At 65.7% G+C, this 22,500-nt stretch carries 17 protein-coding genes; 10 read left to right on the top strand and 7 right to left on the bottom strand.

The genetic code is table 11. The annotated features are described in order from the left end of the window. Positions 1 to 37: 37 nt before the first annotated feature. The gene (locus C0V78_RS09805) at positions 38 to 1,165 is read right to left on the bottom strand and encodes a serine hydrolase (protein WP_101798300.1); all 1,128 of its coding nucleotides are present in this window, start codon (positions 1,163 to 1,165) and stop codon (positions 38 to 40) included. Positions 1,166 to 1,197: 32 nt separating this feature from the next. Between C0V78_RS09805 and C0V78_RS09800 the strand changes: the two genes are divergently transcribed. Beyond that, positions 1,198 to 1,545, top strand: a complete 348-nt coding sequence (locus tag C0V78_RS09800; protein WP_173843374.1) for a hypothetical protein — start codon at positions 1,198 to 1,200, stop codon at positions 1,543 to 1,545. 2 nt (positions 1,546 to 1,547) lie between these two features. Here the strand turns inward: C0V78_RS09800 and mnmA are convergent, their stop codons facing one another. Then, positions 1,548 to 2,705 (bottom strand): tRNA 2-thiouridine(34) synthase MnmA, encoded by a 1,158-nt coding sequence (gene mnmA, locus C0V78_RS09795; protein WP_254049880.1) that lies wholly within the window; start codon positions 2,703 to 2,705, stop codon positions 1,548 to 1,550. A gap of 133 nt (positions 2,706 to 2,838) precedes the next feature. Here mnmA and C0V78_RS09790 point away from each other — a divergent pair, with 133 nt between their 5' ends. The 7 genes from C0V78_RS09790 to C0V78_RS09760 all read left to right on the top strand — a co-directional run bounded on the left by C0V78_RS09790 (position 2,839) and on the right by C0V78_RS09760 (position 11,343). Next, positions 2,839 to 3,147 (top strand): hypothetical protein, encoded by a 309-nt coding sequence (locus C0V78_RS09790; RefSeq protein WP_144039876.1) that lies wholly within the window; start codon positions 2,839 to 2,841, stop codon positions 3,145 to 3,147. Then, on the top strand, positions 3,140 to 3,439 hold the full coding sequence (locus tag C0V78_RS09785) for a DUF1153 domain-containing protein (RefSeq protein ID WP_101797542.1): 300 nt from the start codon (positions 3,140 to 3,142) through the stop codon (positions 3,437 to 3,439). The genes C0V78_RS09790 and C0V78_RS09785 overlap by 8 nt, the downstream gene beginning before the upstream one ends. A 248-nt stretch (positions 3,440 to 3,687) precedes the next feature. Beyond that, positions 3,688 to 4,872, top strand: a complete 1,185-nt coding sequence (locus C0V78_RS09780) for an efflux RND transporter periplasmic adaptor subunit (protein ID WP_101797541.1) — start codon at positions 3,688 to 3,690, stop codon at positions 4,870 to 4,872. A 22-nt stretch (positions 4,873 to 4,894) separates the two neighbouring features. Next, positions 4,895 to 8,344, top strand: coding sequence for an efflux RND transporter permease subunit (locus tag C0V78_RS09775; RefSeq protein ID WP_101797540.1), 3,450 nt, complete (start codon positions 4,895 to 4,897; stop codon positions 8,342 to 8,344). 50 nt (positions 8,345 to 8,394) lie between these two features. Beyond that, the gene (locus C0V78_RS09770; RefSeq protein WP_101798298.1) at positions 8,395 to 9,618 is read left to right on the top strand and encodes a DUF445 domain-containing protein; all 1,224 of its coding nucleotides are present in this window, start codon (positions 8,395 to 8,397) and stop codon (positions 9,616 to 9,618) included. Further along, positions 9,615 to 10,145: a GNAT family N-acetyltransferase gene (locus C0V78_RS09765; RefSeq protein WP_101797539.1), complete on the top strand. Its 531-nt coding sequence runs from the start codon at positions 9,615 to 9,617 to the stop codon at positions 10,143 to 10,145. The genes C0V78_RS09770 and C0V78_RS09765 overlap by 4 nt, the downstream gene beginning before the upstream one ends. Before the next feature lie 97 nt (positions 10,146 to 10,242). Then, the gene (locus tag C0V78_RS09760; RefSeq protein WP_101797538.1) at positions 10,243 to 11,343 is read left to right on the top strand and encodes an acyltransferase; all 1,101 of its coding nucleotides are present in this window, start codon (positions 10,243 to 10,245) and stop codon (positions 11,341 to 11,343) included. Between the two features lie 63 nt (positions 11,344 to 11,406). Here C0V78_RS09760 and C0V78_RS09755 read toward each other — a convergent pair whose 3' ends face one another. The 3 genes from C0V78_RS09755 to sucC form a co-directional block, all read right to left on the bottom strand. Further along, on the bottom strand, positions 11,407 to 12,339 hold the full coding sequence (locus C0V78_RS09755; protein ID WP_101797537.1) for an electron transfer flavoprotein subunit alpha/FixB family protein: 933 nt from the start codon (positions 12,337 to 12,339) through the stop codon (positions 11,407 to 11,409). Next, positions 12,339 to 13,085 (bottom strand): electron transfer flavoprotein subunit beta/FixA family protein, encoded by a 747-nt coding sequence (locus C0V78_RS09750; protein ID WP_101797536.1) that lies wholly within the window; start codon positions 13,083 to 13,085, stop codon positions 12,339 to 12,341. The genes C0V78_RS09755 and C0V78_RS09750 overlap by 1 nt, the downstream gene beginning before the upstream one ends. Positions 13,086 to 13,217: 132 nt before the next feature. Beyond that, the gene (sucC, locus tag C0V78_RS09745) at positions 13,218 to 14,414 is read right to left on the bottom strand and encodes an ADP-forming succinate--CoA ligase subunit beta (RefSeq protein ID WP_101797535.1); all 1,197 of its coding nucleotides are present in this window, start codon (positions 14,412 to 14,414) and stop codon (positions 13,218 to 13,220) included. 163 nt (positions 14,415 to 14,577) lie between these two features. Here sucC and C0V78_RS09740 point away from each other — a divergent pair, with 163 nt between their 5' ends. Beyond that, on the top strand, positions 14,578 to 15,369 hold the full coding sequence (locus tag C0V78_RS09740; protein ID WP_101797534.1) for a 3'(2'),5'-bisphosphate nucleotidase CysQ: 792 nt from the start codon (positions 14,578 to 14,580) through the stop codon (positions 15,367 to 15,369). Between the two features lie 13 nt (positions 15,370 to 15,382). Then, a complete protein-coding gene (locus C0V78_RS09735) occupies positions 15,383 to 16,702 on the top strand; it encodes a hemolysin family protein (RefSeq protein WP_101797533.1) in 1,320 nt (439 codons plus the stop codon). A gap of 6 nt (positions 16,703 to 16,708) precedes the next feature. Here the strand turns inward: C0V78_RS09735 and C0V78_RS09730 are convergent, their stop codons facing one another. Next, on the bottom strand, positions 16,709 to 21,430 hold the full coding sequence (locus tag C0V78_RS09730) for an NAD-glutamate dehydrogenase domain-containing protein (protein ID WP_101797532.1): 4,722 nt from the start codon (positions 21,428 to 21,430) through the stop codon (positions 16,709 to 16,711). A gap of 155 nt (positions 21,431 to 21,585) precedes the next feature. Continuing rightward, entirely contained in the window at positions 21,586 to 22,491 is a 906-nt protein-coding gene (locus tag C0V78_RS09725) for a tetratricopeptide repeat protein (RefSeq protein ID WP_101797531.1), read from the bottom strand. Positions 22,492 to 22,500: the final 9 nt, after the last annotated feature.

Here is a 22,500-nt window from a genome sequence, read left to right as displayed (position 1 = left end):
GCATGAGGCTAGGCGATGTCTGCAATTCGTCAATATGTTACGGAAACAGCCGGACAATCCTGGCCAGGTGTTCGCGCACGGCCTTGCGCTCGGCCTCGGTGCTCTTGCCAAGGCGCACGACCGTCAGCTTCTGTTCGGGGGAGACGATCACGTATTGCCCGAGATGCCCGAGAGCGGCGAACAGCGACTTCGGGGCACGACCGGGGAACAGCGATTCGCGGCCGTCCGGCTGGGGGCGGTTGAGCCAGGTCTGCGCGCCATAGCCGGGATTGCGCGGGCTGGGGCTGGTCATGAAGTCCACCCACCCGCTTGGAACCAGCTGAACCCCGCGCGCAGTCCCGCCATTACGCAGGAATTCGCCGAACCGGCCCCAGTCGCGCGCCGTGGCATGGATCAGGCTTGAGCCGATCATTGTTCCTGCCGCATCGAATTCGGCCACGGTCCCTTTCATGCCCGCCGGTTCGAACAGGCGGGTGCGCAGGTAGTCCGCCACGGCATGCTGGCGGATCGCCGGGTCGGTGCTGGGCGTCAGCGCGCGGGTGGCGATGTCGGACAGGATCACCGTGGAAGCGGAACTGTATTCGAACTTGCGGCCCGGCTCTGCCTCGAGCGGCTGCGCCTCGGCCCAGGCAGCCATGTTGTCGCGCCCTTCGAGGAACAGCATTCGCACCTCGCCCGATTCGTAAACCGGATCGCCGGCTTCGGTGTGGCGAAGGCCGGAGCGCATCTGGAGAAGCTGGCGGATGGTGATGCCGCCGCGCGGGTCGCCCGGGCGTTGCCAGGCGGGAACCGGGGCGGGATCGTCAAGCCGCAGGCGACCGTCCGAGACGAGCTGGCCGATCATCACCGCCGTGATCGTCTTCGACATCGACCAGCCGACCAGCCGTGTATCCTTGCCATACCCTTCGCCATAGCGCTCCGCGACGATCCGCCCGCCGGAGAAGACCACAAGCGCCCGCGTTTCGCCGGCTTCGCTATCGGCGAACAGCGCGTCGACCGCCCGGGCAAGGCGTTCGCGGTTGACGCCCGGCTTTTCCACCACGGCAGCCATGGCCTCGCTCGACAGCGGCGGGGGCGGGGTCGCGTCCTTTCCGGACGAGCCGCATGCGGCCAGGGCTGGCAGGAGCGACAGGGTCAGGATAAGGGAGGGCGCGCGCGCGGTCATGTCGCGCGCCTCATGCGCAAGAACCGGGGCCGATGGCAACCACCAAACCGACAAGTGCAATTTCCGGACGGTCCCGCCGCAGGCGCTGGCTGTGGCTGGTGCCGATTGCCCTGCTGGCCGTGCTGGCATGGTTCTGGACGCCGCTGAACGGCTATGCCCAGGCCGGGGCTTCCTATGGCGCGCGCGTTGCCTGTTCGTGCCGGTACGTCGCCGGGCGCGCGCTGGGCGACTGCCGCAAGGATTTCGAGGAGGGCATGGGGCTGATCGTGCTGAGCGAAGATGCCGAGGCCAAGAGCGTTACCGCCCGCTTCCCGTTGCTGGCCGCGCAGACTGCCACCTTCCGGCCGGGTCCGGGCTGCGTGCTGGAGCCCTGGGAATAGGCTCAGGCTGCGGTCTGGGTCGCTTCGATCCAGCCGCCGCCCAGCACCCGCTCCCCGGCGTAAAGCACCGCTGCCTGCCCGGGGGCGACGCCATATTCGGGACTGGCGAAGTGCAGCGTCACCTCTGCGCCTTCACCCAGCACGCCCTCGACCGTTACCGGCACCGGTTTGGCGAGGCTGCGCACCTTCGCGTTGACCGGACCTGCGGGCATGGGGCCGATGCGATTGGTTTCGACGATCCGGGCTGCGGCAACCGCAAGGAGCCGCTTCGGGCCGACCAGCACGCGACGCCCCGGCGCATCGATGCCAGTAACATAGAGCGGTTCAGGCTGCCCGCCGATTTCCAGTCCGCGGCGCTGGCCGACAGTATAGTGGATCACGCCCTTGTGCTGGCCCAGCACCGCGCCCGTCGTGGCGTGGACAATGTCCCCGCCCTCGACGCCTTCGGGCCGCACTTGCTTCACCACCTTGGCATAGTCGCCATCGGGGACGAAGCAGATGTCCTGGCTGTCGGGCTTGGCGGCGTTGCGCAGGCCGAAATGTTCGGCCAGCCGGCGTACCTCGGGCTTGGGCAGGCCGCCCAGCGGAAAGCGCAGGAAGGCCAGCTGGGCTTCGGTTGTGCCGTACAGGAAGTAGGACTGGTCGCGTGCCGGATCGAGCGCGCGGTGCAGTTCCGGCCCTGCCGGACCCTGGATGCGCTGCACGTAATGCCCGGTTGCCAGGCAATCCGCACCGAATTCGCGCGCCATGGCGAACAGGTCGGTGAACTTTGGCCCCATGTTGCAGCGGATGCAGGGGATCGGGGTTCGACCGGCAAGGTAATCGTCGGCAAAGCGCTCGACCACTTCTTCGCGGAACTGGCTTTCGTGGTCGATCACGTAATGGGCGATGCCCAGGCGGTCGGCCACGGCGCGGGCATCGCGGATGTCGTCGCCCGCGCAGCAGGCACCCTTGCGGCCGGTCGATGCGCCATAATCGTAGAGCTGGAGCGTTACGCCGATCACTTCGGCCCCGCTGGCGGCGGCGAGCGCGGCCACGACCGAGCTGTCCACCCCGCCCGACATGGCGACGACGATGCGACGCCCGGACAGGGTTCCATCCGCTCCGGCGGGGAGCTGGAACAAGGCAGGCCAATCGAATGCGGACAAGAGGGAATCCATGGGCGCGCCCATACACCGGCAGGCGCCGGACGGCAAAAGTTCGAGTTCAGACTTGTTAACCAAGGTCAAGCAGAAGTGAACGCCGCCTTTACCTGGCTTTGACGACTGCCACTTTACACCACTTGCAATGGAAATGGGATTCGCCCCTTCGAGCCTCGCCACGACGAGCGCCACCGCACCTGCGGAAGAGACTGGTCGCGCGCTGGATTGGCACGCCCTCAAGTCACGCTTTGTCGCGGCTCATGCCCTGCGGCGCGAGCTTGCCGAATCGGCCTCTGCCGGCGGCAGCTTTATCCTTGCCGGGTCGCAGGCGCTGGCCTCCCTGCGCGAGTCCTCAGTCGCCGTTAACCTAACTGCTTTAGCCAATGGCAAAGGCCAGGCTGGCATTGATGCCGATGTCATCGGCACCCCCACTCCGATGACCGAGGAAAGCTATGATTGAAAACCAGGACATCCGGCCAGCAATGGTCATCGGGCCGCTCGGCGAACCGCTCACCCTTGAATCGCTTCCGCCGCCGTCGACGACGCGGTGGGTCGTGCGCCGCAAGGCAGAGGTGGTTGCGGCCGTCAACGGCGGACTGCTGACCATCGACGAGGCCTGCGACCGCTATGGCCTGACGCTTGAGGAATTCGCCGGCTGGCAGCGGGCCGTCGATCGTTCGGGCATGCAGGGCCTGCGCGTCACGCGCATCCAGCACTACCGCGAACTGTACGAGCGCCAGCTGAAGTACTGACCCTCCGCGCAGACCGCGCAAAAGCTACGGCCGGGCCCCTTCGCGGGGTCCGGCCGTTGCCGTTTCGGCGTGTTACAAATCAGTGCATTCTCGCTGATTGCCAGACCATTGGTCGAAGTCTATGCCTCGCTTGACGATTGCTGCTGTCCAACACTGTTGCCGCCAGTGATGTATTGATCTAACACAGCTGCGATCGAACCATTTCCGGGAAATGCGATTTTCCGGCCAGCAGACCAGGGCATGACTTGATGAACTACGAATCCAGCATCGATTCCGCCGTTGACGGACAAGAGCTGGCGGGCGGGCCGCTCGATGCTGTCGAGGAAGAGGATCGCCGCTCTCGCAAGCGCACCATCCTGATCATTGCCGGCGCGGTCGTCCTGCTGATCGCGCTGTTCTTCGTGCTGCATGGCTTCGGTGGCCAGGAGGCCGAGAAGAAGGACCAGGCACCGCGCGTTTCGGTCGTTGCGCCGGGGGCCGTGACGGTAGAAGGCATGATCAACGTCAACGGCTCGCTGGCTGCCCGCCGCGAGATGCCGGTGGGCTCGGTCGGTGAAGGCGGTCAGGTGCGCCAGGTTCTCGTCGAGGCGGGTGACTGGGTGCGGGCCGGACAGGTGCTCGCGGTGATCGATCGTTCGGTTCAGGTGCAGCAGCAGGCCGGCTCCGGCGCGCAGATCGCTGTTGCGGAGGCCGATGCCCGACTGGCTCAGGCGAACCTCGATCGCGCGCTCAAGCTGGTGGATCGCGGCTTCATCTCCAAGGCCGATGTCGACAGGCTGACTGCCACCCGCGATGCCGCCAATGCGCGCGTCCGCGTCGCCCGCGCCTCGTTCGCCCAGATCGGCGCGCAGATCGCTCGGCTGAACATTGTCGCCCCCGCCGCAGGCCTCGTGCTCGAACGGCGCATCGAACCCGGTCAGGTAGTTGGCGGTGGCAGCGGCGTGCTGTTCCGCATCGCCAAGGACGGCGAGATGGAGCTGAAGGCGCAGGTCGGCGAAATGGATCTCGCCAAGGTTACAGCCGGCGTTTCCGCCGAGGTGACCCCGGTTGGCGGTGCCCGCAAGTTCACGGGTCAGGTCTGGCAGGTGTCGCCCGTTATCGATCCGCAGACCCGGCAGGGCTTTGCGCGCATCGCGCTGGCCTATGCGCCCGAACTGCGCCCCGGCGGCTTTGCCAGTGCGGTGATCAAGGCCGGCACCATGGTGGCCCCGATGCTTCCCGATTCCGCCATCCTCTCCGATGGACAGACCAGCTATGTCTACATCGTCGGCAAGGGCAACAAGGTGGAACGGCGCAACGTCAAACTGGGCCTGGTAACCGACAAGGGCATTGCCATTGCCTCGGGCCTTAGCGGCAGCGAAAAGGTCGTGCTGCGTGCCGGCGGATTCCTCTCGCCCGGCGAAACCATCCAGCCCGTAGCCGGCAAGCCCTAGGCGCAAAGGACGAGAAGCAGCGATGGACTTCCGCAATATCTCGGCCTGGTCGATCCGTAACCCGGTCGTGCCGATCATCCTGTTCATCGGCCTGATGCTGCTGGGCGTCGTGTCGTTCATGCAGATGAAGATCAACGACATGCCGGATATCGAATTCCCGGCGGTCATGGTCCAGATCAGCCAGCCAGGCGCCGCGCCGACCGAAATCGAGACGCAGATCACCCAGAAGGTGGAATCTGCGGTCCGTGCGATCAAGGGCGTGGACACGCTCAGCTCCACGGCGTCGGAAGGCAACAGCTCCACGGTCGTCATGTTCCAGATCGGCATCGATGTGGACGAGGCGGTGAACGAGGTGCGCAACGCCATCGATCAGGCGCGCGGCGAACTGCCCGACGGCATCATGGAACCGCGTGTCATCAAGATGGAAAGCGGCGGTGCCGAAATCGCCGGCTGGGCCGTTTCCGCCGAGGACATGACGCTTGAGCAGCTTTCGTGGTTCGTCGACGATACCGTTGCCAAGCGCCTGCTGGCGATCCCCGGCATGGCGCAGGTGGATCGCGGTGGCGGCGTTAACCGCGAAATCCGCGTCACGCTCGACCCTGCGCGGATGCAGTCGCTGGGCGTTACCGCGACGCAGGTGAACAGCGCGCTGCGTTCGCTCAACGTCAACGCTGCGGGCGGAAAGGCCGAAATCGCCGGTTCGCGCCAGTCTGTCCGCGTGCTGGGCAATGCCCGTACCGCTTACGAGCTTTCGCAGACCGACGTGCCGCTGGGCGGAGGTCGCACGGTCAAGCTGGCCGACTTCGCCGACGTGCGTGACAGCTATGCCGAAGTCACTTCGCTGGGCAAGGTGAAGGGCAAATCTGCCGTCACCTTCGAAATTACCCGCGCCAAGGGTGCCTCGGACGTTGCCGTCTATGACGAGACGGTCAAGGAACTGGAAAAGATCCAGAAGGAGAACCCGGGCCTGCGCTTCTCGCGCCTGTTCTCCTCGGTGGACTATACCCGCGGCCAGTATGACAGCTCGATCGCCGCCATGGTCGAAGGCGCAATCCTCGCCGTCATCGTGGTGTTCTTCTTCCTGCGTGACTGGCGCGCGACGGTGATTTCGGCCATCGCCATCCCGCTGTCGGCCATCCCGACCTTCTGGTTCCTCTATTCCTGGTTCGGGTTCTCGCTCAACAGCCTGTCGCTGCTGGCGCTGGGCCTCGTAGCCGGCGTGCTGGTCGACGACGCCATCGTCGAGATCGAGAATATCGTCAGACATATGCGCATGGGCAAAAGCGCATACCAGGCCTCAATCGATGCGGCGGACGAAATCGGCCTTGCCGTCGTGGCGACCACGTTCTCGATTGTCGCGGTGTTCCTCCCGGTCGGCCTGATGGGCGGCATTCCCGGCCAGTTCTTCAAGAGCTTCGGCCTTACCGTCGTCACCTCGGTGCTGCTCAGCCTGGCCGTCGCACGCATGATCACGCCGATGATCGCGGCCTATTTCCTGAAATCGCATGGCATTGCCGAACACGCCGGCGGTAAGTGGATGGACCGCTACCTCAATATCCTGCGCTGGACGCTGGATGACAGCAAGGCCAAGGCCATGCGCGCCCGCATCGTCGAGCAGCCGGCCCGGGTCTATTACTATCCGATCTGGATCGTCGCTTCGCTTTTGGTCTTTGCGGTATTCAGTGTCGGCGTCGCGCTGCCGATCCAGGCCGTGAACATGTCCAAGCTGCTGTCCAAGGTCATCCCCGCATGGTTCAGCCTGCTCGTCGGCATCGGGCTCGGCCTCGTCATTGCGATGCTGTTCTATCGGCTCCTGCGCCTGGTCATGCCCGTTTTCGGACGCGGATTCCGGGCCTGGTACCGCTACATGGACGAGCGCTTCGTTGCGCGGCTCAACGATCATCGCATCTGGATGGTGGGTGTCGGCGCCGGATCGCTGATCATGACCGTGGGCCTTTTCGCTTCGACGCCGGCCCAGTTCTTCCCGACTGTGAACAGCGATTTCAGCGCGGTCGGTATCGAGATGGTCCCCGGCACGACGCTGGCCCAGACGGAGGCCGTGGCCGATCGCGTGGCAGCCATCGTCGAACAGGACCCCAACGTCGCCACGGCGTTCGAGCGCGTGCGCGAAGGCAATGCCCGCGTCTTCATCAACCTGAAGCGCGATCGCGAGCTGACCAGCCAGGAATTCGAGCGCCGCCTGGCGCCCAAGCTTCAGGAAATCCCGGATGCGCGCGTGGCCTTCCAGGACATGAGCGGGCCGAGCGGTCCCGGTGGCCCCGGTCGACCGATCCAGATCATGCTGTCGGGCACCAACACCGAAGTGCTTGAGCGGACTGCGGCCCAGCTGGCCGAAGAAATGAAGACCGTGCCCGGTCTTGTCGCACCGCGCGTGGCGGCCGACATGCGCCGGCCTGAAGTGATCATCAAGCCGAACCTCGATCTTGCCGCCAGCCTCGGCGTGACCACCCAGGCGCTGAGCCAGGCGATCCGCATCGCGACGATCGGCGATATCGACCAGAACGCTGCCAAGTTCTCGCTCAATGATCGCCAGGTGCCGATCCGCGTGCGCCTGTCCGAAGACGCGCGCCGCAACATCTCGTCGATCCAGAACCTGCCCGTACCCACGGCGACCGGCGGTTCGGTGCCGCTCGCCGCGATCGCCGAAATCACCATCGGATCGGGCCCGGTCAGCATCCAGCGCTACAACCAGAACCGCCGCGTCTTCGTCGGCGCCGATCTGGCCGAGGGCGTGGTCAAGGGCGCGGCGATGTCCGAGATCGCGAAGCTGCCGACGATGAAGAACCTGCCTGCCGGCGTGTCCAATGCGCCCTTCGGTCAGGATCGCTGGCAGGCGGACATGGTCTCCTCCTTTGCCCAGGCGCTGGTGGCCGGCGTGTTCCTCGTCTTCGCCGTGCTGGTCCTGCTGTACCACCGGTTCGTTTCTCCGCTGGTCAACATGGGCTCGCTCTTCCTCGCGCCGCTTGGCGGGATGATTGCGCTGTTGCTGGCCGGCCAGCCCATCTCGCTGCCGGTGTTCATCGGCGTCCTGATGCTCTTCGGCATCGTTGCGAAAAACTCGATCCTTCTGGTCGATTTCGCGATCGAGGAAATGTCCAAGGGCGCGGACAAGTTCTCCGCGATCATCGAGGCGGGCCACAAGCGCGCCCAGCCGATCATCATGACCACCGTCGCCATGACGGCAGGCATGGTGCCTACGGCCATTTCGATTTCGGGTGACGGTGCCTGGCGCGCGCCGATGGGTACGGTGGTGATCGGCGGCCTAGTGCTGTCGACGCTTCTGACGCTGGTCATCGTGCCCGCCGGGTTCAGCCTCGCAGACGGTTTCGAAAAGCGCGTTGGGCCGATGCTTCGCAAGAAGTTCCTGACCTACCAGCCGGAAGATGAGCACCGCGCGAATTATCCGGCGGCCGTGCCCGATCTGCCGCCGAAAGCGCTCGCCGCCGAGTGAGCAGTCCCGCGCCCGAACCGGCCCGCAGCGGCGCCGACAAGGCGCGCCGGATGCGGCTGGTCGCGACCGGGCTGCTCATCGCGATGGCGGGGCTGTTCTTCCTCGCGCGCAGCCAGGTTGGTCCCGAAGCCGCTTGGCCGCACCCGGCCTGGCCCTGGGTGCTTGCCTTCAGCGAGGCAGCAATGGTTGGCGGCTTGGCAGACTGGTTCGCTGTAACGGCGCTATTCCGCCGCCCGCTGGGCCTGCCGATACCGCACACCGCGATCATCCCGGAAAACAAGGATCGCATCGCCGAAACCATGGCGGTGTTCCTGCGCGATAACTTCCTCACCCCCCAGGTCGTGGCACGGCGGCTGCGCGGGATGAACATTGCCGAGGCGGCAGGAAACTGGCTGACCGCACCCGAGGGCGTATCAGGCAGCCGCGTTCGTGCCGGGGCGGCAGAACTGCTCGCCCAGGTGCTCGAATCGCTCGACCCGGAACGGCTCGGTACGCAGGTCCGCGGCGGCCTTGTCCGGCAGCTGGGCAAGCTTGAGCTGTCACCCTTGCTGGGCAATCTCGTCGAGGCGGCAATTGCCGACCGCCGCCACCTGCCGGTGATCGATTCGCTGGTTCGCTGGGCCGGGCTGACGCTGGAGGACAACGAGGAGCTGGTCCGGGCCATGATCCACCGCCGGGCCAATGCCGTGCTGCGCTGGACCGGGTTGGACGAGAAGCTGGCCAATTCGGTGATCGACGGCATCTACAAGATGCTGGCAGAGGTCGTTGTCGATCCGAACCATCCCCTGCGCGGCAAGATCGAGGAGGGGCTGGCCAGCCTGGCGCATGACCTGCGGCACGATCCCGACATGCAGGCGAAGGTGGAAGGGCTCAAGCACGAGATCCTCGCCAATCCTGCGCTGGCCAGCTGGTGGCAAGGCGTCTGGGAGCGGTTGCGCACCGGCCTCATCGCCCGCCTGCGCTCGCCGGAACCGGCCATGGGCGGGCAGGTTGCCGAGGCTCTGGCGGAACTGGGCGCAAACCTGCGCGATGATCCCGCGCTGCAGATGCAGATCAACCGCTTTGCCCGCCGCACGCTGGTGGGGATCGCCCAGCGCTATGGCGACCAGATCGTCCGCCTCGTTTCGGAAACCGTGAAGCGGTGGGATGCAGTAACCGTTACCGAGCGCATCGAGGGGGCAGTCGGCCGCGACCTGCAGTTCATCCGCATCAACGGAACGCTGGTCGGCGGTCTGGTCGGGGTGACACTGCATGCCGTGGATGTCCTGTTGTGACTGCGCCGCTGCTGACGACCGAGCGGTTCGAGCTATGGCTTCCGCAAGCAGAGGATCTCGAAGGGCTCTATCGGCTGACGGAGGACGAAGAGACGCGCCGCTTCCTCGGGGGTGCAGTTGCCGACCGGACTGACAGCTTTGGAAGGCTCCTGAAGAACGCGGGGTGCTGGAGCCTCTATGGCTATGGAACCTTTGCGGTTCGGCCACGCGGCGAGACGGAACTGATCGCCAATTGCGGCGTGTTTCACACCTGGCGCGGCCTTCCGGGCCTCGACGACGTGGCGGAAGGCGGCTGGATCGTCCGCAAGGATTGGTGGGGCCGGGGTGTTGCCGGTGAAGTCATGCGCTGTGCGCTCGACTGGTTCGATGCAACCCACGGTGCACCACGGGTGGCCTGCATGATCGAGGAAGGCAACACGGCCAGCGAGCGCGTCGCGGCCTCGCTCGGTTTCGTCGAATACCATCGTCACCAGGACCCTGATGGCCATTACCTGCGCCTCTACGAGCGCTCAGGCTGCCGCACATGAGCTTCCGGCGATGGTGTAAAGCGCCGTGACCACGTAAGTCCACGTATTTACGAGTGTTTTCTGCAGGCCCAGCAGCGGATTCAATGGAATTCGCTGGATGGTTATGCGGAAAAGTTTTCTCGGCCTCGACCTGATTCGTTTTTGTGCTGCTGCAATGGTGATGTTCTATCATCTTGCCTACTTTGCCTGGCTGCCAAAACATGGAGGATCAGGGCTCTACCACGCGGCTTTTGAACCTGTTGTGCCCCTGGTGGATTTCGGTTGGGTAGGCGTCGAGATATTTTTCGTCATCTCCGGCTTCGTGATCGCCCTGTCCGCTCAGGGCCGGTTGCCCAGAGACTTCCTTATCGGTCGTGCGACAAGGCTGTACCCTGCCGCCTGGATATGCGCCACCGTGACCCTCGCTGTGCTCTTGTGGAACGGCAAGCCTGACTGGACCGGGTGGGTGGGATCCATGCTGCTCAGTCCTGCCGGGCCGTGGATCGACGGCGTATACTGGACCATCGTCGTGGAAATGGTGTTCTACGCTTGGGTCTATTTCCTCATGAGATTTGCCGGGGCCGACAAGATACACTTCCTCGGTTGGATTCTGGCCCTCCTTTCTTCGGCCTTCTGGGGCCTGCGTGTGCTGGCGCTGCTGCTATTCGATGTCCATTTCGATCAATTCCTGGGGCTCTGGTCGCAACTGCTGCTCTTGGAGTTCGGCAGCTTCTTTGCCCTTGGCATCGCTCTGTGGTCAGCCGTCAGGCGGGGCGGCTGGTCGCGGTCGCGCATGGCGCTGGCCCTGGTGAGCCTGCCGGGCTGCCTCGTCGAGCTCGTCGCCCATGCGCGTTCAGTGGCATTGGAGAGTGGGACCGAGTTGAGCGCCAGTCCGATAATCGCCTGGCTTGTGATCATGGTTGCCTTGTTCACCGCCGTGAACAGGAACGATCGCATCCACGCCCGCCTGGGCCATTGGGCCGGATCAGTGCGGCAGCTGGGCCTGGCAACCTATCCGCTCTACCTCGTCCACTTTGCCGCCGGACGGGAGATCATGTTGATGATCGGCGATCCGTGGCTGGCCTTGGCGCTCGTGCTTCCGGGGCTTTGCCTGCTATCCTTGGGCATCGTGCGCATGGAGGGGCCGCTGCGCCGGGGCATCCTGTGGCTGGTCGCACCGAGCGATCGCACGCTGCGGCTGGCCGAAAGCCGGACCTGAGGGCAAAGCAAAAGCCCCGGAGGTTTCCCCCCGGGGCTTTGGTGTTTGCTGCGTCCGGCAGGTTCAGAGCTTGCCGGTCAGTTCCGGCACGGCGCTGAACAGGTCTGCCACGAGGCCGATATCGGCGACCTGGAAGATCGGCGCATCCTCGTCCTTGTTGATGGCGACGATGGTCTTGGAGTCCTTCATGCCGGCGAGGTGCTGGATCGCACCCGAGATGCCGACTGCGATGTAGACTTCCGGCGCGACGATCTTGCCGGTCTGGCCAACCTGGTAATCGTTCGGCACATAACCCGCATCGACCGCGGCGCGCGATGCGCCGACAGCAGCGCCGAGCTTGTCGGCGAGCGGGAAGATCGTGGCTTCGAACGTCGGCCCGTCCTTCAGCGCGCGACCGCCCGAGACGATGATCTTGGCGCTGGTCAGTTCGGGGCGCTCGCTCTTGGCGATTTCAGCACCGACGAAGCTGGAGAGGCCGGCATCGCCCGAACCCGAAACGGCTTCGACCGCAGCCGATCCGCCGGTTGCTGGAGCCTTGGCGAAGGCGGTGCCGCGCACGGTGATCACCAGCTTGGCATCGCTCGATTCGACCGTGGCGATGGCATTGCCGGCATAGGTCGGGCGGGTGAAGGTCTTGGGGCCTTCGACCGAGAGGATGTCGCTGATCTGCATGACATCGAGCAGCGCGGCGACACGCGGGGCAATGTTCTTGCCGTTCGACGTGGCGGGCGCGACGAAGGCGTCGAAGTTCGCCATCAGGCCGGCAGCCAGCGGCGCGACGTTCTCAGCCAGCGCGTTGGCATAGGCAGCGTCATCGGCCTTGAGCACCTTGGCGACGCCGGCGATCTGCGCGGCGGCAGCAGCGGCGCCGTCGCAGGCCGAACCGGCGACAAGGGCGGTGACTTCACCCAGCTGCGCGGCAGCGGTGACGGCGGCGAGGGTCGCGTCCTTGACGCTACCGTTGTCGTGTTCGACGAGTACGAGAACGTTGGCCATTAGGCGACTCCCAGTTCCTTGAGCTTGGCGACGAGGGCGTCCACGTCGGCCACCTTGATGCCGGCCTGGCGGACCGGCGGCTCCGAGACCTTCAGGGTCTTGAGGCGCGGCGCGGTTTCAACGCCGTAGTCTGCCGGGGCCTTGGTTGCGAGCGGCTTGGACTTGGCCTTCATGATGTTGGGCAGCGAAGCATAACGCGGCTCGTTCAGGCGCAGGTCGGTGGTGACGATCGCCGGCATGGCCAGCTTCACGGTTTCGAGGCCGCCATCGACTTCGCGCGTCACGGTGACGCTGTCGCCTTCCACGGCAACCGCGGAAGCGAAGGTGCCCTGCGGACGACCCATCAGAGCGGCGAGCATCTGGCCGGTCTGGTTGCAGTCATCGTCGATGGCCTGCTTGCCCAGCACGATCAGGCCCGGGGCTTCTTCCTCGGCAATGGCCTTGAGGATCTTGGCAACTGCGAGCGGCTCTACCTCGTCATCGGTCTGCACCAGGATCGCGCGGTCGGCGCCCATGGCGAGAGCGGTACGCAGCGTTTCCTGCGCCTTGGCCGGTCCGACGGAAACGGCGACGATCTCTGTCGCCACGCCCTTTTCCTTCAGGCGGATGGCTTCCTCGACGGCGATTTCGTCGAAGGGGTTCATGCTCATCTTGACGTTGGCCAGGTCCACACCCGTGCCGTCCGCCTTGACGCGCGGCTTCACGTTGTAGTCGATCACCCGCTTAACCGGGACAAGGATCTTCATGCGCTTGGTCCTTCCTCGATGGGAGAATTTAGTCGCTCGATTAAATTCTGCGATTCGCCTTTGCCGCAGTTGCGAACGAGGTCAAGCCCCCGTCATCCCCGGTGCCACGATGTGCACCGGGGCGATGCGGTGTCAGGCGGCCTTCTTCACTTCGGCAACGATCTTGCGGGCAGCATCGCCCAGGTCGCTGGCCGAAACGATCGGCAGGCCCGAACCTTCGAGGATCTGCTTGCCGAGATCGACGTTGGTGCCTTCGAGGCGGACGACGAGCGGCACCGAGAGGTTCACTTCCTTGGCTGCGGTGACGATGCCTTCGGCGATCGTGTCGCACTTCATGATGCCACCGAAGATGTTGACCAGGATGCCCTTCACCGCCGGATCGGCCAGGATGATCTTGAACGCAGCGGTGACCTTTTCGGTGGTGGCGCCGCCGCCCACGTCAAGGAAGTTCGCCGGGAACATGCCGTTCAGCTTGATGATGTCCATCGTCGCCATGGCAAGGCCCGCGCCGTTGACCATGCAGCCGATGTCGCCATCGAGCTTGATGTAGGCGAGGTCGTACTTCGACGCTTCGATCTCGGCCGGGTCTTCCTCGGTCTCGTCGCGCAGGGCGAAGACGTCGGGATGGCGGTAGAGCGCGTTCGAATCGAAGCTCATCTTGGTGTCGAGCACCAGCAGCTGGCCATTCGATTCCGCCAGCGGGTTGATTTCGATCATCGAGCAGTCGAGCGCCATGAAGGCGTCGTAAAGCTGCTTGCCGAGAACCTGGGCCTGCTTGTTGAGATCGCCCTTCAGCTTAAGGCCGAACGCCAGTGCGCGGCCGTGGTGAGGCATGAAGCCCTGGGCTGGATCGATAGTGATCGTGGTGATCTTCTCGGGCGTTTCGTGGGCAACGTCCTCGATGCTCATGCCGCCTTCGGTGGAGGCGATCATGGCGACGCGGCCGGTGGCGCGATCGACGAGCATCGACAGGTAGTATTCCTTGCCGATGTCGACGCCGTCAGTGATGTAGAGGCGGTTCACCTGCTTGCCGGCATCGCCCGTCTGGATGGTGACCAGCGTGTTGCCGAGCATGTCCTTGGCGTGGGCTTCGACTTCCTCGATCGACTTGGCGAGGCGGACACCGCCCTTGGCTTCGGCCGGCAGTTCCTTGAACTTGCCCTTGCCGCGGCCGCCGGCGTGGATCTGGCTCTTGACCACATAGAGCGGTCCGGGCAGCTGCTTTGCGGCGGCAACCGCTTCCTCGACGCTGAGCGCCGCAATGCCCTTGGGGATGGCGATGCCGAATTTCGCCAGCAGTTCCTTGGCCTGGTATTCGTGGATGTTCATCGGGCGCTCTTTCCGAAATTGGGGAGGACAGAGGATTTGTGCGCCGCCGCATAGGGCGGTTATGCAGGCTTGAAAAGGGCCTGAACCGGGCTCAGGGTGGAAATATGAACGCCAGTTGCGAGTCATTCTTAACAAAGCCGGAAATCGTGCGAGCGAAGGGCCGATGATCGACCGGGAACGTCTCGAATCGATCGTGCGTGAGGCCGGTCGCATGGCCTTCGACATGTGGCCGGGTGGTGGGCACGCGCCCGAGGTCTGGGAGAAGACGCCGGGCAGCCCCGTGTCTGCTGCGGATATTGCCGTCGACACCTTCCTGAAGCGCGAATTGGGGGCACTGCTGCCGGCCGCCGGCTGGCTTTCGGAGGAAACCGCCGATGCCCCGGCGCGGCTCGATGGCGGGCTCATCTGGCTGGTCGATCCCATCGACGGCACACGCGATTTCATCCGCGGCCGGACCGGCTGGGCAGTATCGGTGGCGCTCGTCAGCGCCGGGCGACCACTGTTCGGCATGCTCCATGCCCCGGCACGCGGCGAGTTCTGGCACGGCGAGGCGGGGCAGGGCTCGTGGCGCAATGGCGAGTGCCTGTCTGGCAGTACGCGGCAGGACCTGCCGGGGGCGCGTGTTCCTGCCGATCACCTTGCCAGGGTGGATCGTGACCTGACACTGGTCGACAAGCCCAATTCGATCGCCCTGCGCATCGCCATGGTTGCGGCGGACGAGGCAGACCTGCTCGCTACCCTGCGCTGGGGCTGGGAGTGGGACATTGCCGCCGCAGCCCTGATCGCGCGCGAGGCGGGGGCGGCTGTCACCGATGCCTTCGGCCAGCCGCTGAACTACAACAAGCGCGATCCGCGCGCTTTCGGGGTGCTGGTGACGGCCCCCGCAATACATGCTGCCGCCGTCCAACGCCTTGCCGACCGGGCAGAGCAACTGGCGGCACAGGACAATCCCTGATAGACGAAGTGTCGTGACACCATTTCCCTGGTCAGATGTAGCCGTCATCCTTGCGCTGATCGTGCTCAACGGGCTGTTCTCGATGAGTGAACTGGCCATCGTTTCGGCGCGACCGGCGCGGCTGAAGGTGGCGGCCGAACGCGGCAGCAAGGGTGCAGTTTGCGCGCTGGCGCTGGCGGCCGATCCCGGCAAGTTCCTTTCAACCGTGCAGATCGGCATCACGCTCGTCGGCATCATTGCGGGTGCCTATTCGGGGGCGAGCCTTGGAGGGCCGACAGGCGAGCGGCTCGCCGCCTGGGGCGTTCCAGTGCGTTTTGCCGATGATGCCGGTTTCGCGGTCGTCATCGCCATGACAACCTATCTCAGCCTCGTGATCGGCGAGCTGGTGCCCAAGCAGGTCGCGCTGCGCCATGCCGAAGGGATCGCCACGCTGGCCGCCCTGCCGATGGCGCTGGTGGCGCGGATCACCGCGCCGTTGGTCTGGCTGCTCGATCGCAGTTCTGGCCTGCTGCTTCGCCTGCTGGGCGTAACCCGTTCGGGCGAAAGCGAGGTTACGGCCGAAGAGATCCACATGATCTTCGCAGAGGCGACGCGCTCGGGCGTGATCGAGGAGGAAGAGCGCCAGATCATGACGGGGATCATGCGGCTGGCCGATCGCCCGGTGCGCGAGCTGATGACCCCGCGCAACGAGATCGACGCGATCGACCGTCGCGCCAGCGAGGACGATATCCGCGCCCTGCTCAAATCCTCGCCGCATTCGCTGTGGCCGGTTGTCGATGGCGCGCCCGATAACGTCTGCGGCGTGGTTAAGGTGAAGGACGTGCAGCGCGTGCTGCTTGCCGGAAAGCGCGTGCAGATCGGCCGCCTGATGAAGAAGGCGGAAATCGTGCCGGACCAGCTGGACGCCATGGACGCACTGCGGATGCTGCAACAATCCGGCGTGTCGATGGCCATGGTGCATGACGAATACGGGCATCTTGAAGGCGTGGTTACGCCTGCCGACCTGCTCGATGCCATCGTCGGCAACTTCGCCAGCCACCAGGACGAGGGCGACGAACCCATGGTTGTCATGCGCGAGGATGGCTCGATGCTGCTTGCCGGTTCGTTGCCGGTTGATTCGCTGGCCTCGCTGCTCGACATCGAGATCAGTGAGGATCGCGATTTTGCCACCGCCGCGGGCTGGGTGCTCTCGCTGCTCAAGCACTTGCCGCATGAAGGTGAGTACTTCACCGACCAGGGCTGGCGGATCGAGATTGTCGACATGGACGGGCGCAAGATCGACAAGCTGCTCGCCAGCCGGATCGAGGCGCCCGAAACCGAAACGGCGGCCTGAGGCGCGTTAGCGCCCCAGCAGGTTCCTCGCCTGTCCCGCAATTTGCGCCAGCATGGCCGGCGCGGTGGGAATTGCGGCCTGGGCGCGGGTCACCATCGCGCGGAACTGGCGGATCGCGGTGGCCTGGTCAGCCGCCCAGGTGGCGACGACGGCAATCGGATCGCAGCCCTTGCGGGTGCACAGGCGCCGCAGAAAATCGAGCCGCATGTGCTGGAAATCGCGCGCCAGACCGGCAACGAGCAGGCGCTCCCACGAATCGCTCGGGCGCAGGCGGCTGGCAGCCTGCTGCGCCCAGTCGAGACCGAGGCGCGCGCCAAGATCGGAGAATGCGCGGGTCAGCTCGCCGGCATCGATGGCAAGGTCACGCGCCAAGCGGGCCAGTCCGACCGAACCGTCAAGATCGTGCAGGCGCGCCACCATGGCCGCTTCGCCGCCGGGTACGCCCGCACCCGTCAGGTCGGCCAGGAACCGGCTCGATTCGGTGCGCGCCTCGCCGGCCAGCAGCGCCGATAGCTGGGCATCCAGCGCCGAGACGCCGGGTGCCAGTTCTGCAAGGGCCTTGCTGGGCAGACGGTCGCTCACCCCTGCGCGCAGAAGGTCTGCCATATGGCTGCGCAGCGCGGAGGATGCGCGCCGGAAGGCGACCAGGCGAGCGCCCTCGGGCATGGTGGCGCTTTCCAGCTGCTGCCAGACGGCATCCATGCCGAACAGCTTTTCGGCAACCAGGAACGCCGCCGCCACCTGCGCCAGTCCGCCGCCTTCTTCCTCGACCAGTTCGAAGGGGTGGATCATGCCGATGCGGTTGACCATGCGGTTGGCCAGCTTGGTGGCGATGATCTCGCGACGCAGCCGGTGGCCAAGGATGTCCTTGCGGAACTTGGTGCGCATATCCTCGGGGAAGGCGGCAAGCAGTTCCGCGTCGAGCCCCGGATCGTCGGGCAGTTGCGAATGTTCCAGCGAATCCTGCAAGGCAAGCTTGGCGCTGGACAGCAGCACGGCAAGTTCGGGACGGGACAGGCCCTGGCCCTCTGCCGCACGGCGCTTGTAGCTGTCATTGTCGGCAAGGCCTTCGGTGCGACGGTCAAGCTGGCCGCGCTCCTCAAGCATTTCCATCAGGCGCAGGTAAGACCCCGTCGCCGCAGCCCCACCGGCTTCAGCGATGGAAAGGCCCAGGGCCTGGAGCCGGTTGTCCTCTAGCACCAGGTGCGCCACGGCATCGGTCATGCCGGCCAGCAGCTTGACGCGCGCGGCCTCGTTCAACCGCCCGGCGCGCTTGGCCGAGGCGAGGGCGATCTTGATGTTCACCTCGTTATCGGAGCAATCGACGCCAGCGGAATTGTCGATGAAGTCGGTGTTGATCCGGCCTCCAGAAAGGGCAAACTCGATGCGGCCCGCCTGGGTGCAGCCCAGGTTCGCACCCTCGCCGATCACTCGCGCGCCGATATCCCGGGCATCGACGCGAAGGGCATCGTTGCCCGGATCGCCGACAGTCGCGTTGTTTTCGGCACTGCTCTTCACATAAGTGCCGATGCCGCCGAACCACAGCAGGTCCACCGGGCTTTTCAGGATTGCCGAAATCAGGCTTTCCGGGTCCATAACCTCGGCATCGGTGCCAAGCATGGCTCGCACCGGGGCGGATAGCGGCACTTCCTTGGCGCTGCGCGGGAAGACGCCGCCGCCCGCGCTGATCAGGGTCTTGTCGTAATCGTCCCAGCTCGATCGCGGCAGTGCGAACAGGCGCGCACGCTCGGCGTGGCTCCTTGCCGGATCGGGATCGGGATCGAGGAAGATGTGGCGGTGGTCAAAGGCGGCGACCAGCTTGATCGCCTTCGACAGCAGCATGCCGTTGCCGAAGACATCGCCCGACATGTCGCCGCAGCCGGCGACGCGCACCGGTTCGCTCTGCACGTCCACGCCCATTTCCAGGAAGTGGCGGCGAACCGAAAGCCAGGCGCCGCGTGCGGTGATGCCCATGGCCTTGTGGTCATAGCCCTTGGAGCCGCCGCTGGCGAAGGCATCATCCAGCCAGAAGTCGGCCTCTTCGGCGAGGGCATTGGCGGTGTCGGAAAACGTGGCCGTGCCCTTGTCCGCCGCGACGACGAAATAGGGATCCTCGCCATCGCGGATCACCACGCCAGCGGGATGGACCACCTTGCTGCCGACGATATTGTCGGTGATCGACAGCAGGGTGCGGATGAACAGCTTGTAGCTCTCCTTGCCCTCGGCGAGCCAGCCATCGCGGTCAACCGCGGGATTGGGCAACTGCTTGGGATAGAAGCCACCCTTCGCGCCGGTCGGCACGATCACCGCGTTCTTGACGCGCTGGGCCTTCATCAGGCCGAGGATTTCGGTGCGGAAGTCATCCCGCCGGTCGGACCAGCGCAGGCCGCCGCGCGCCACGGGGCCGGCGCGAAGGTGGATGCCCTCCACCCGGCGCGAATAGACGAAGATCTCGCGCCAGGGCAGCGGCTTGGGCAGGCCGGGAACCTGCGCGGAATCAAGCTTGAATGCGAGCGCCGCAGCGCCTGCCGGAGCAAAGGCGTTGGTCCGCAGCATCGCCAGAACCAGCGCGCGATAGGCGCGAAGGAGGCGGTCGTCGTTGATTGCCGAGACCCCGGCAAGCCCGGTTTTTATGGCCTCCTGCGCCTGGTCTGCTGTGCCGGTGCGGTCACCGGCAAAGGCGGGATCGTGGAGCGCGCGGAACAGGTCGAGCACGGCCAGCGTCACGGCAGGGGCATTTTGCAGGGCGTCGACCACGGTCGGCACCCCAAAGTTCATCCCCGCCTGTCGCAGGTAGCGATACCAGGCGCGCAGCCAGTTCGCTTCGCGCGCGGAGAGCCGCAGGGCTGCGATCAGCCGGTTGAACCCGTCATCCTCGCCCGCGCCATTCAGCACGGCGGCAAGCGCGTCCTCGATTACCGGTGCATGGGCGAGAACCTCCGCGGCGTCCTGGCCAGCGGGAAGGGCAAGCAGGAAATCGTGGATCGCGCCCAGGTGCTCTTCACGCAGCTTCAGGGTGGTCGGCACGTCCTCGATCACCCGGAAGCCGAAGTTCTCCAGCGCCGGCACGGCATCGGACAGGGCAATGGCGCCGCTGCGCTGGTAAAGCTTCAGCCGCAGGTGTCCGGCGGCATCTGCGGTGCCGGCATAAAGACGCACGCCGCGGCGGGGGGCGGCTTCGCCCTCGTCGGCGGCAAGGTGGCGCAGGCGGGCGATGTCGTTCGCGGCCTCCGCGGCGCCGTGGGTGGCGCGATAGGCCAGCGGAAATGCCTCGGCATAGCGCGCGGCAATGGCGGCGGCCCGGCCGGCATCGTCGAACCGGGCAAGCTCCGCTTCCACGGCATCGCCCCAGCCGCGCAGCATGGCTTTCAACTGCGCGTCGAGTGCGGTTTCATCCGGGATTGCGGCACCCTCGCGGATGTCGATGACGAATTGCAGCAGGGCGAGGTTGCCCCCTTCGACCTCAAGGCTCCAGTCCAGCACCGGGCCGTCGGCGGCATGGGTCAGCATCGACTGGACCTGCAGTCGCGTGGCCGTGGACATGGCGTCGCGGGGCAGCCAGACGAAGGCGAACAGGTGTCGTTCAAGCGGCGCGGTGACGAGGCTGAGGCGCGGGCGCGGCCGATCGATCAGGCTCATCATCGAGGTGCAGACCCGTTCGAGGTCGGCATCGTCGAAGCTGATCAGCAGGTCATGCGGCAGCGATGTCATGGCATGGACCAGCGCCTTGCCGGCATGGCCAGACGGATCGAAGCCGAACCGGGCCGTGAGCTCGGCAAGCTGCGCGCGCATCCGGGGCACCTGCGTGGGCGCCGCGGCCAGGGCGGCACTGGTCCAGACGCCGGCATGGATCGAGAGCGCAGATACCTTGCCCTGTTCGTAAAGCGGCACGATGAACAGGTCGAGCGGCACGTGGCGGTGCACCGTGCTGATCCGGTTGGACTTGATCACCAGCGGCACGCGCGCGCCCTTGCGGGCCTTGTCGAACCATTCGAAGGCGCGTTTGTAGCTCGGCTCTCCCAGAAGAGGCAGCGCGCCCTTGCGGCAAATGCCCAAAGAGTGGCTGCGGCTGCCGTCGCGGTGGCGCGTTTCGTGGCCCAGCTGGGTCAGCATGCCATCCTTCAGCCAGCGGAGCAGGGCGGCACCTTCGGCATCGCCAAGGCCATCGGCATCCTCTGCCATGGCGGCTTGCATCTTGGGCCAGTCAGCCACGGCGGCGCGCACGTCGGCAAGGGTATCGGCAATCGATTCGCGCAGGGCGCGGCGGGTGCGGGCATCGGCGCGGCCGGTCTCGAGATAGACCATCGATTCGCGCTTTTCGCCGGCAGCGGCGGCTCCTTCCGGCAGTCCCGCGAGGTGGCCTTCGGCATCGCGGCGCACGGCCAGGACCGGATGGACCAGCCGGTTGATCCCCAGCCCCTGCGCCGTCACGGTGGCTGCGATCGAATCCACGAGGAAGGGCATGTCATCATTGATCACGGCCACCCGCATGAAGCGGTCCGCGGCCGCTCCGGTGACCGATTCGATCGCGATCACGGGCTGGCCGGGGCGGCGGTCGTCAGCAGCGTCGAGCAGGAAGGTGGCCGCGGCATCGAGCGCTTCGGCCGTGAAATCCCCGTCGCCGGGCAGGACTGATCGGGCGAGCCGGCGGGCCAGTTCTTCGCGCAGCAGGCGATCGGCCTTTGCCCCGCCATTGGCGGACTTGCGGGTGGGGGAACCTGTCGCCATGCCTCTCTCCTGCGGCGCTGGTGCAGCCGCCGGGATAGAGAAATAAAATTACTATCCCGTGGTGCAATCTTACGCGGTTCTACGAAAGACCGGTCTCATTTGCAACCAGTTTAGCGCAGTGCCGGCAGGAATGTTCGGGCCATTCGCCTTGCCGGTCAAGGCGTTCCGGCTGGCTGGGCGGCGGGCTTTGCGGCGGGCCGCGCCGCGGTGTCGGCGGCTGGCCCGATCTGGTCGAGATAGGCCTTCGCCTGCCTCGCTTCGGGCGAGTCGGGCGCGGTGGCGACTACCGATTGCCAAGACCGCCGCGCCGCCTGCTCGCGGCCGGAAAGCATGGCGATCACGCCGGCTTCCAAGCCGATCGCGGGATCGCGCGGATCGAGCCGGGCGGCGGTCTGGATAAAGGCCTGCGCTTCATCCAGACGCTTTTCGATGCGAGCGGCGCGTGCCGAGATGGTCCAGGTCACGGGGTCGGCGGGAAGGCGGTTGCGTGCTTCGTTCAGCGAGGCCAGCGCTTCTGCCTTGCGACCGAGCTTGAACAGCGAATTGGCCCTGTCACGCGCAACGCGTCCGACCAGCGGCATGTCTGCCGACTTTACCGCGTGATCGAAGGCGCGGGCGAAATGTTCGACTGCGCGGGCGAATTCGAGCTGGCCTTCGGCGGCGATCCCGGCGCCAGCATCAAGCTCGGCGCGGGCGGCATGGTCGTTTTCCTCCAGCTGGTCGCGCGCGGCAAGGAAGCCGGCTTCCGCCTCGCCCCACCGCTCCAGCCCGGCAAGCGCGAAAGCCTTGCACAGCTGCGCGTCGGCAAGATCCTTGCCGCTCTTTCCGGCCAGTGCATCGTTGGCGGCCACAAGAGCCTCGGCGGGATCGCTCTGCGCGAGCAGGAAGCAGGTTTCCACCGCGGGCTTGCGTGCGGGCGGCGCTGCGGCGGGCGCAGGCGCTGGCTTCTTTACGTCGCGACCCTCCACGGCGGGCGGCGGAATGCGCGGGCCCGGCTGGGCATTGGGGCCGGTGAACGGACCGAACTGGGCGATCAGCAGGATGGAGGCGATGAGGGTCATGGCAATCCC

Source organism: Novosphingobium sp. TH158 (genome assembly GCF_002855555.1).
GTDB lineage: Bacteria > Pseudomonadota > Alphaproteobacteria > Sphingomonadales > Sphingomonadaceae > Novosphingobium.
This window is presented reverse-complemented; position numbering and strand designations above follow the sequence as displayed.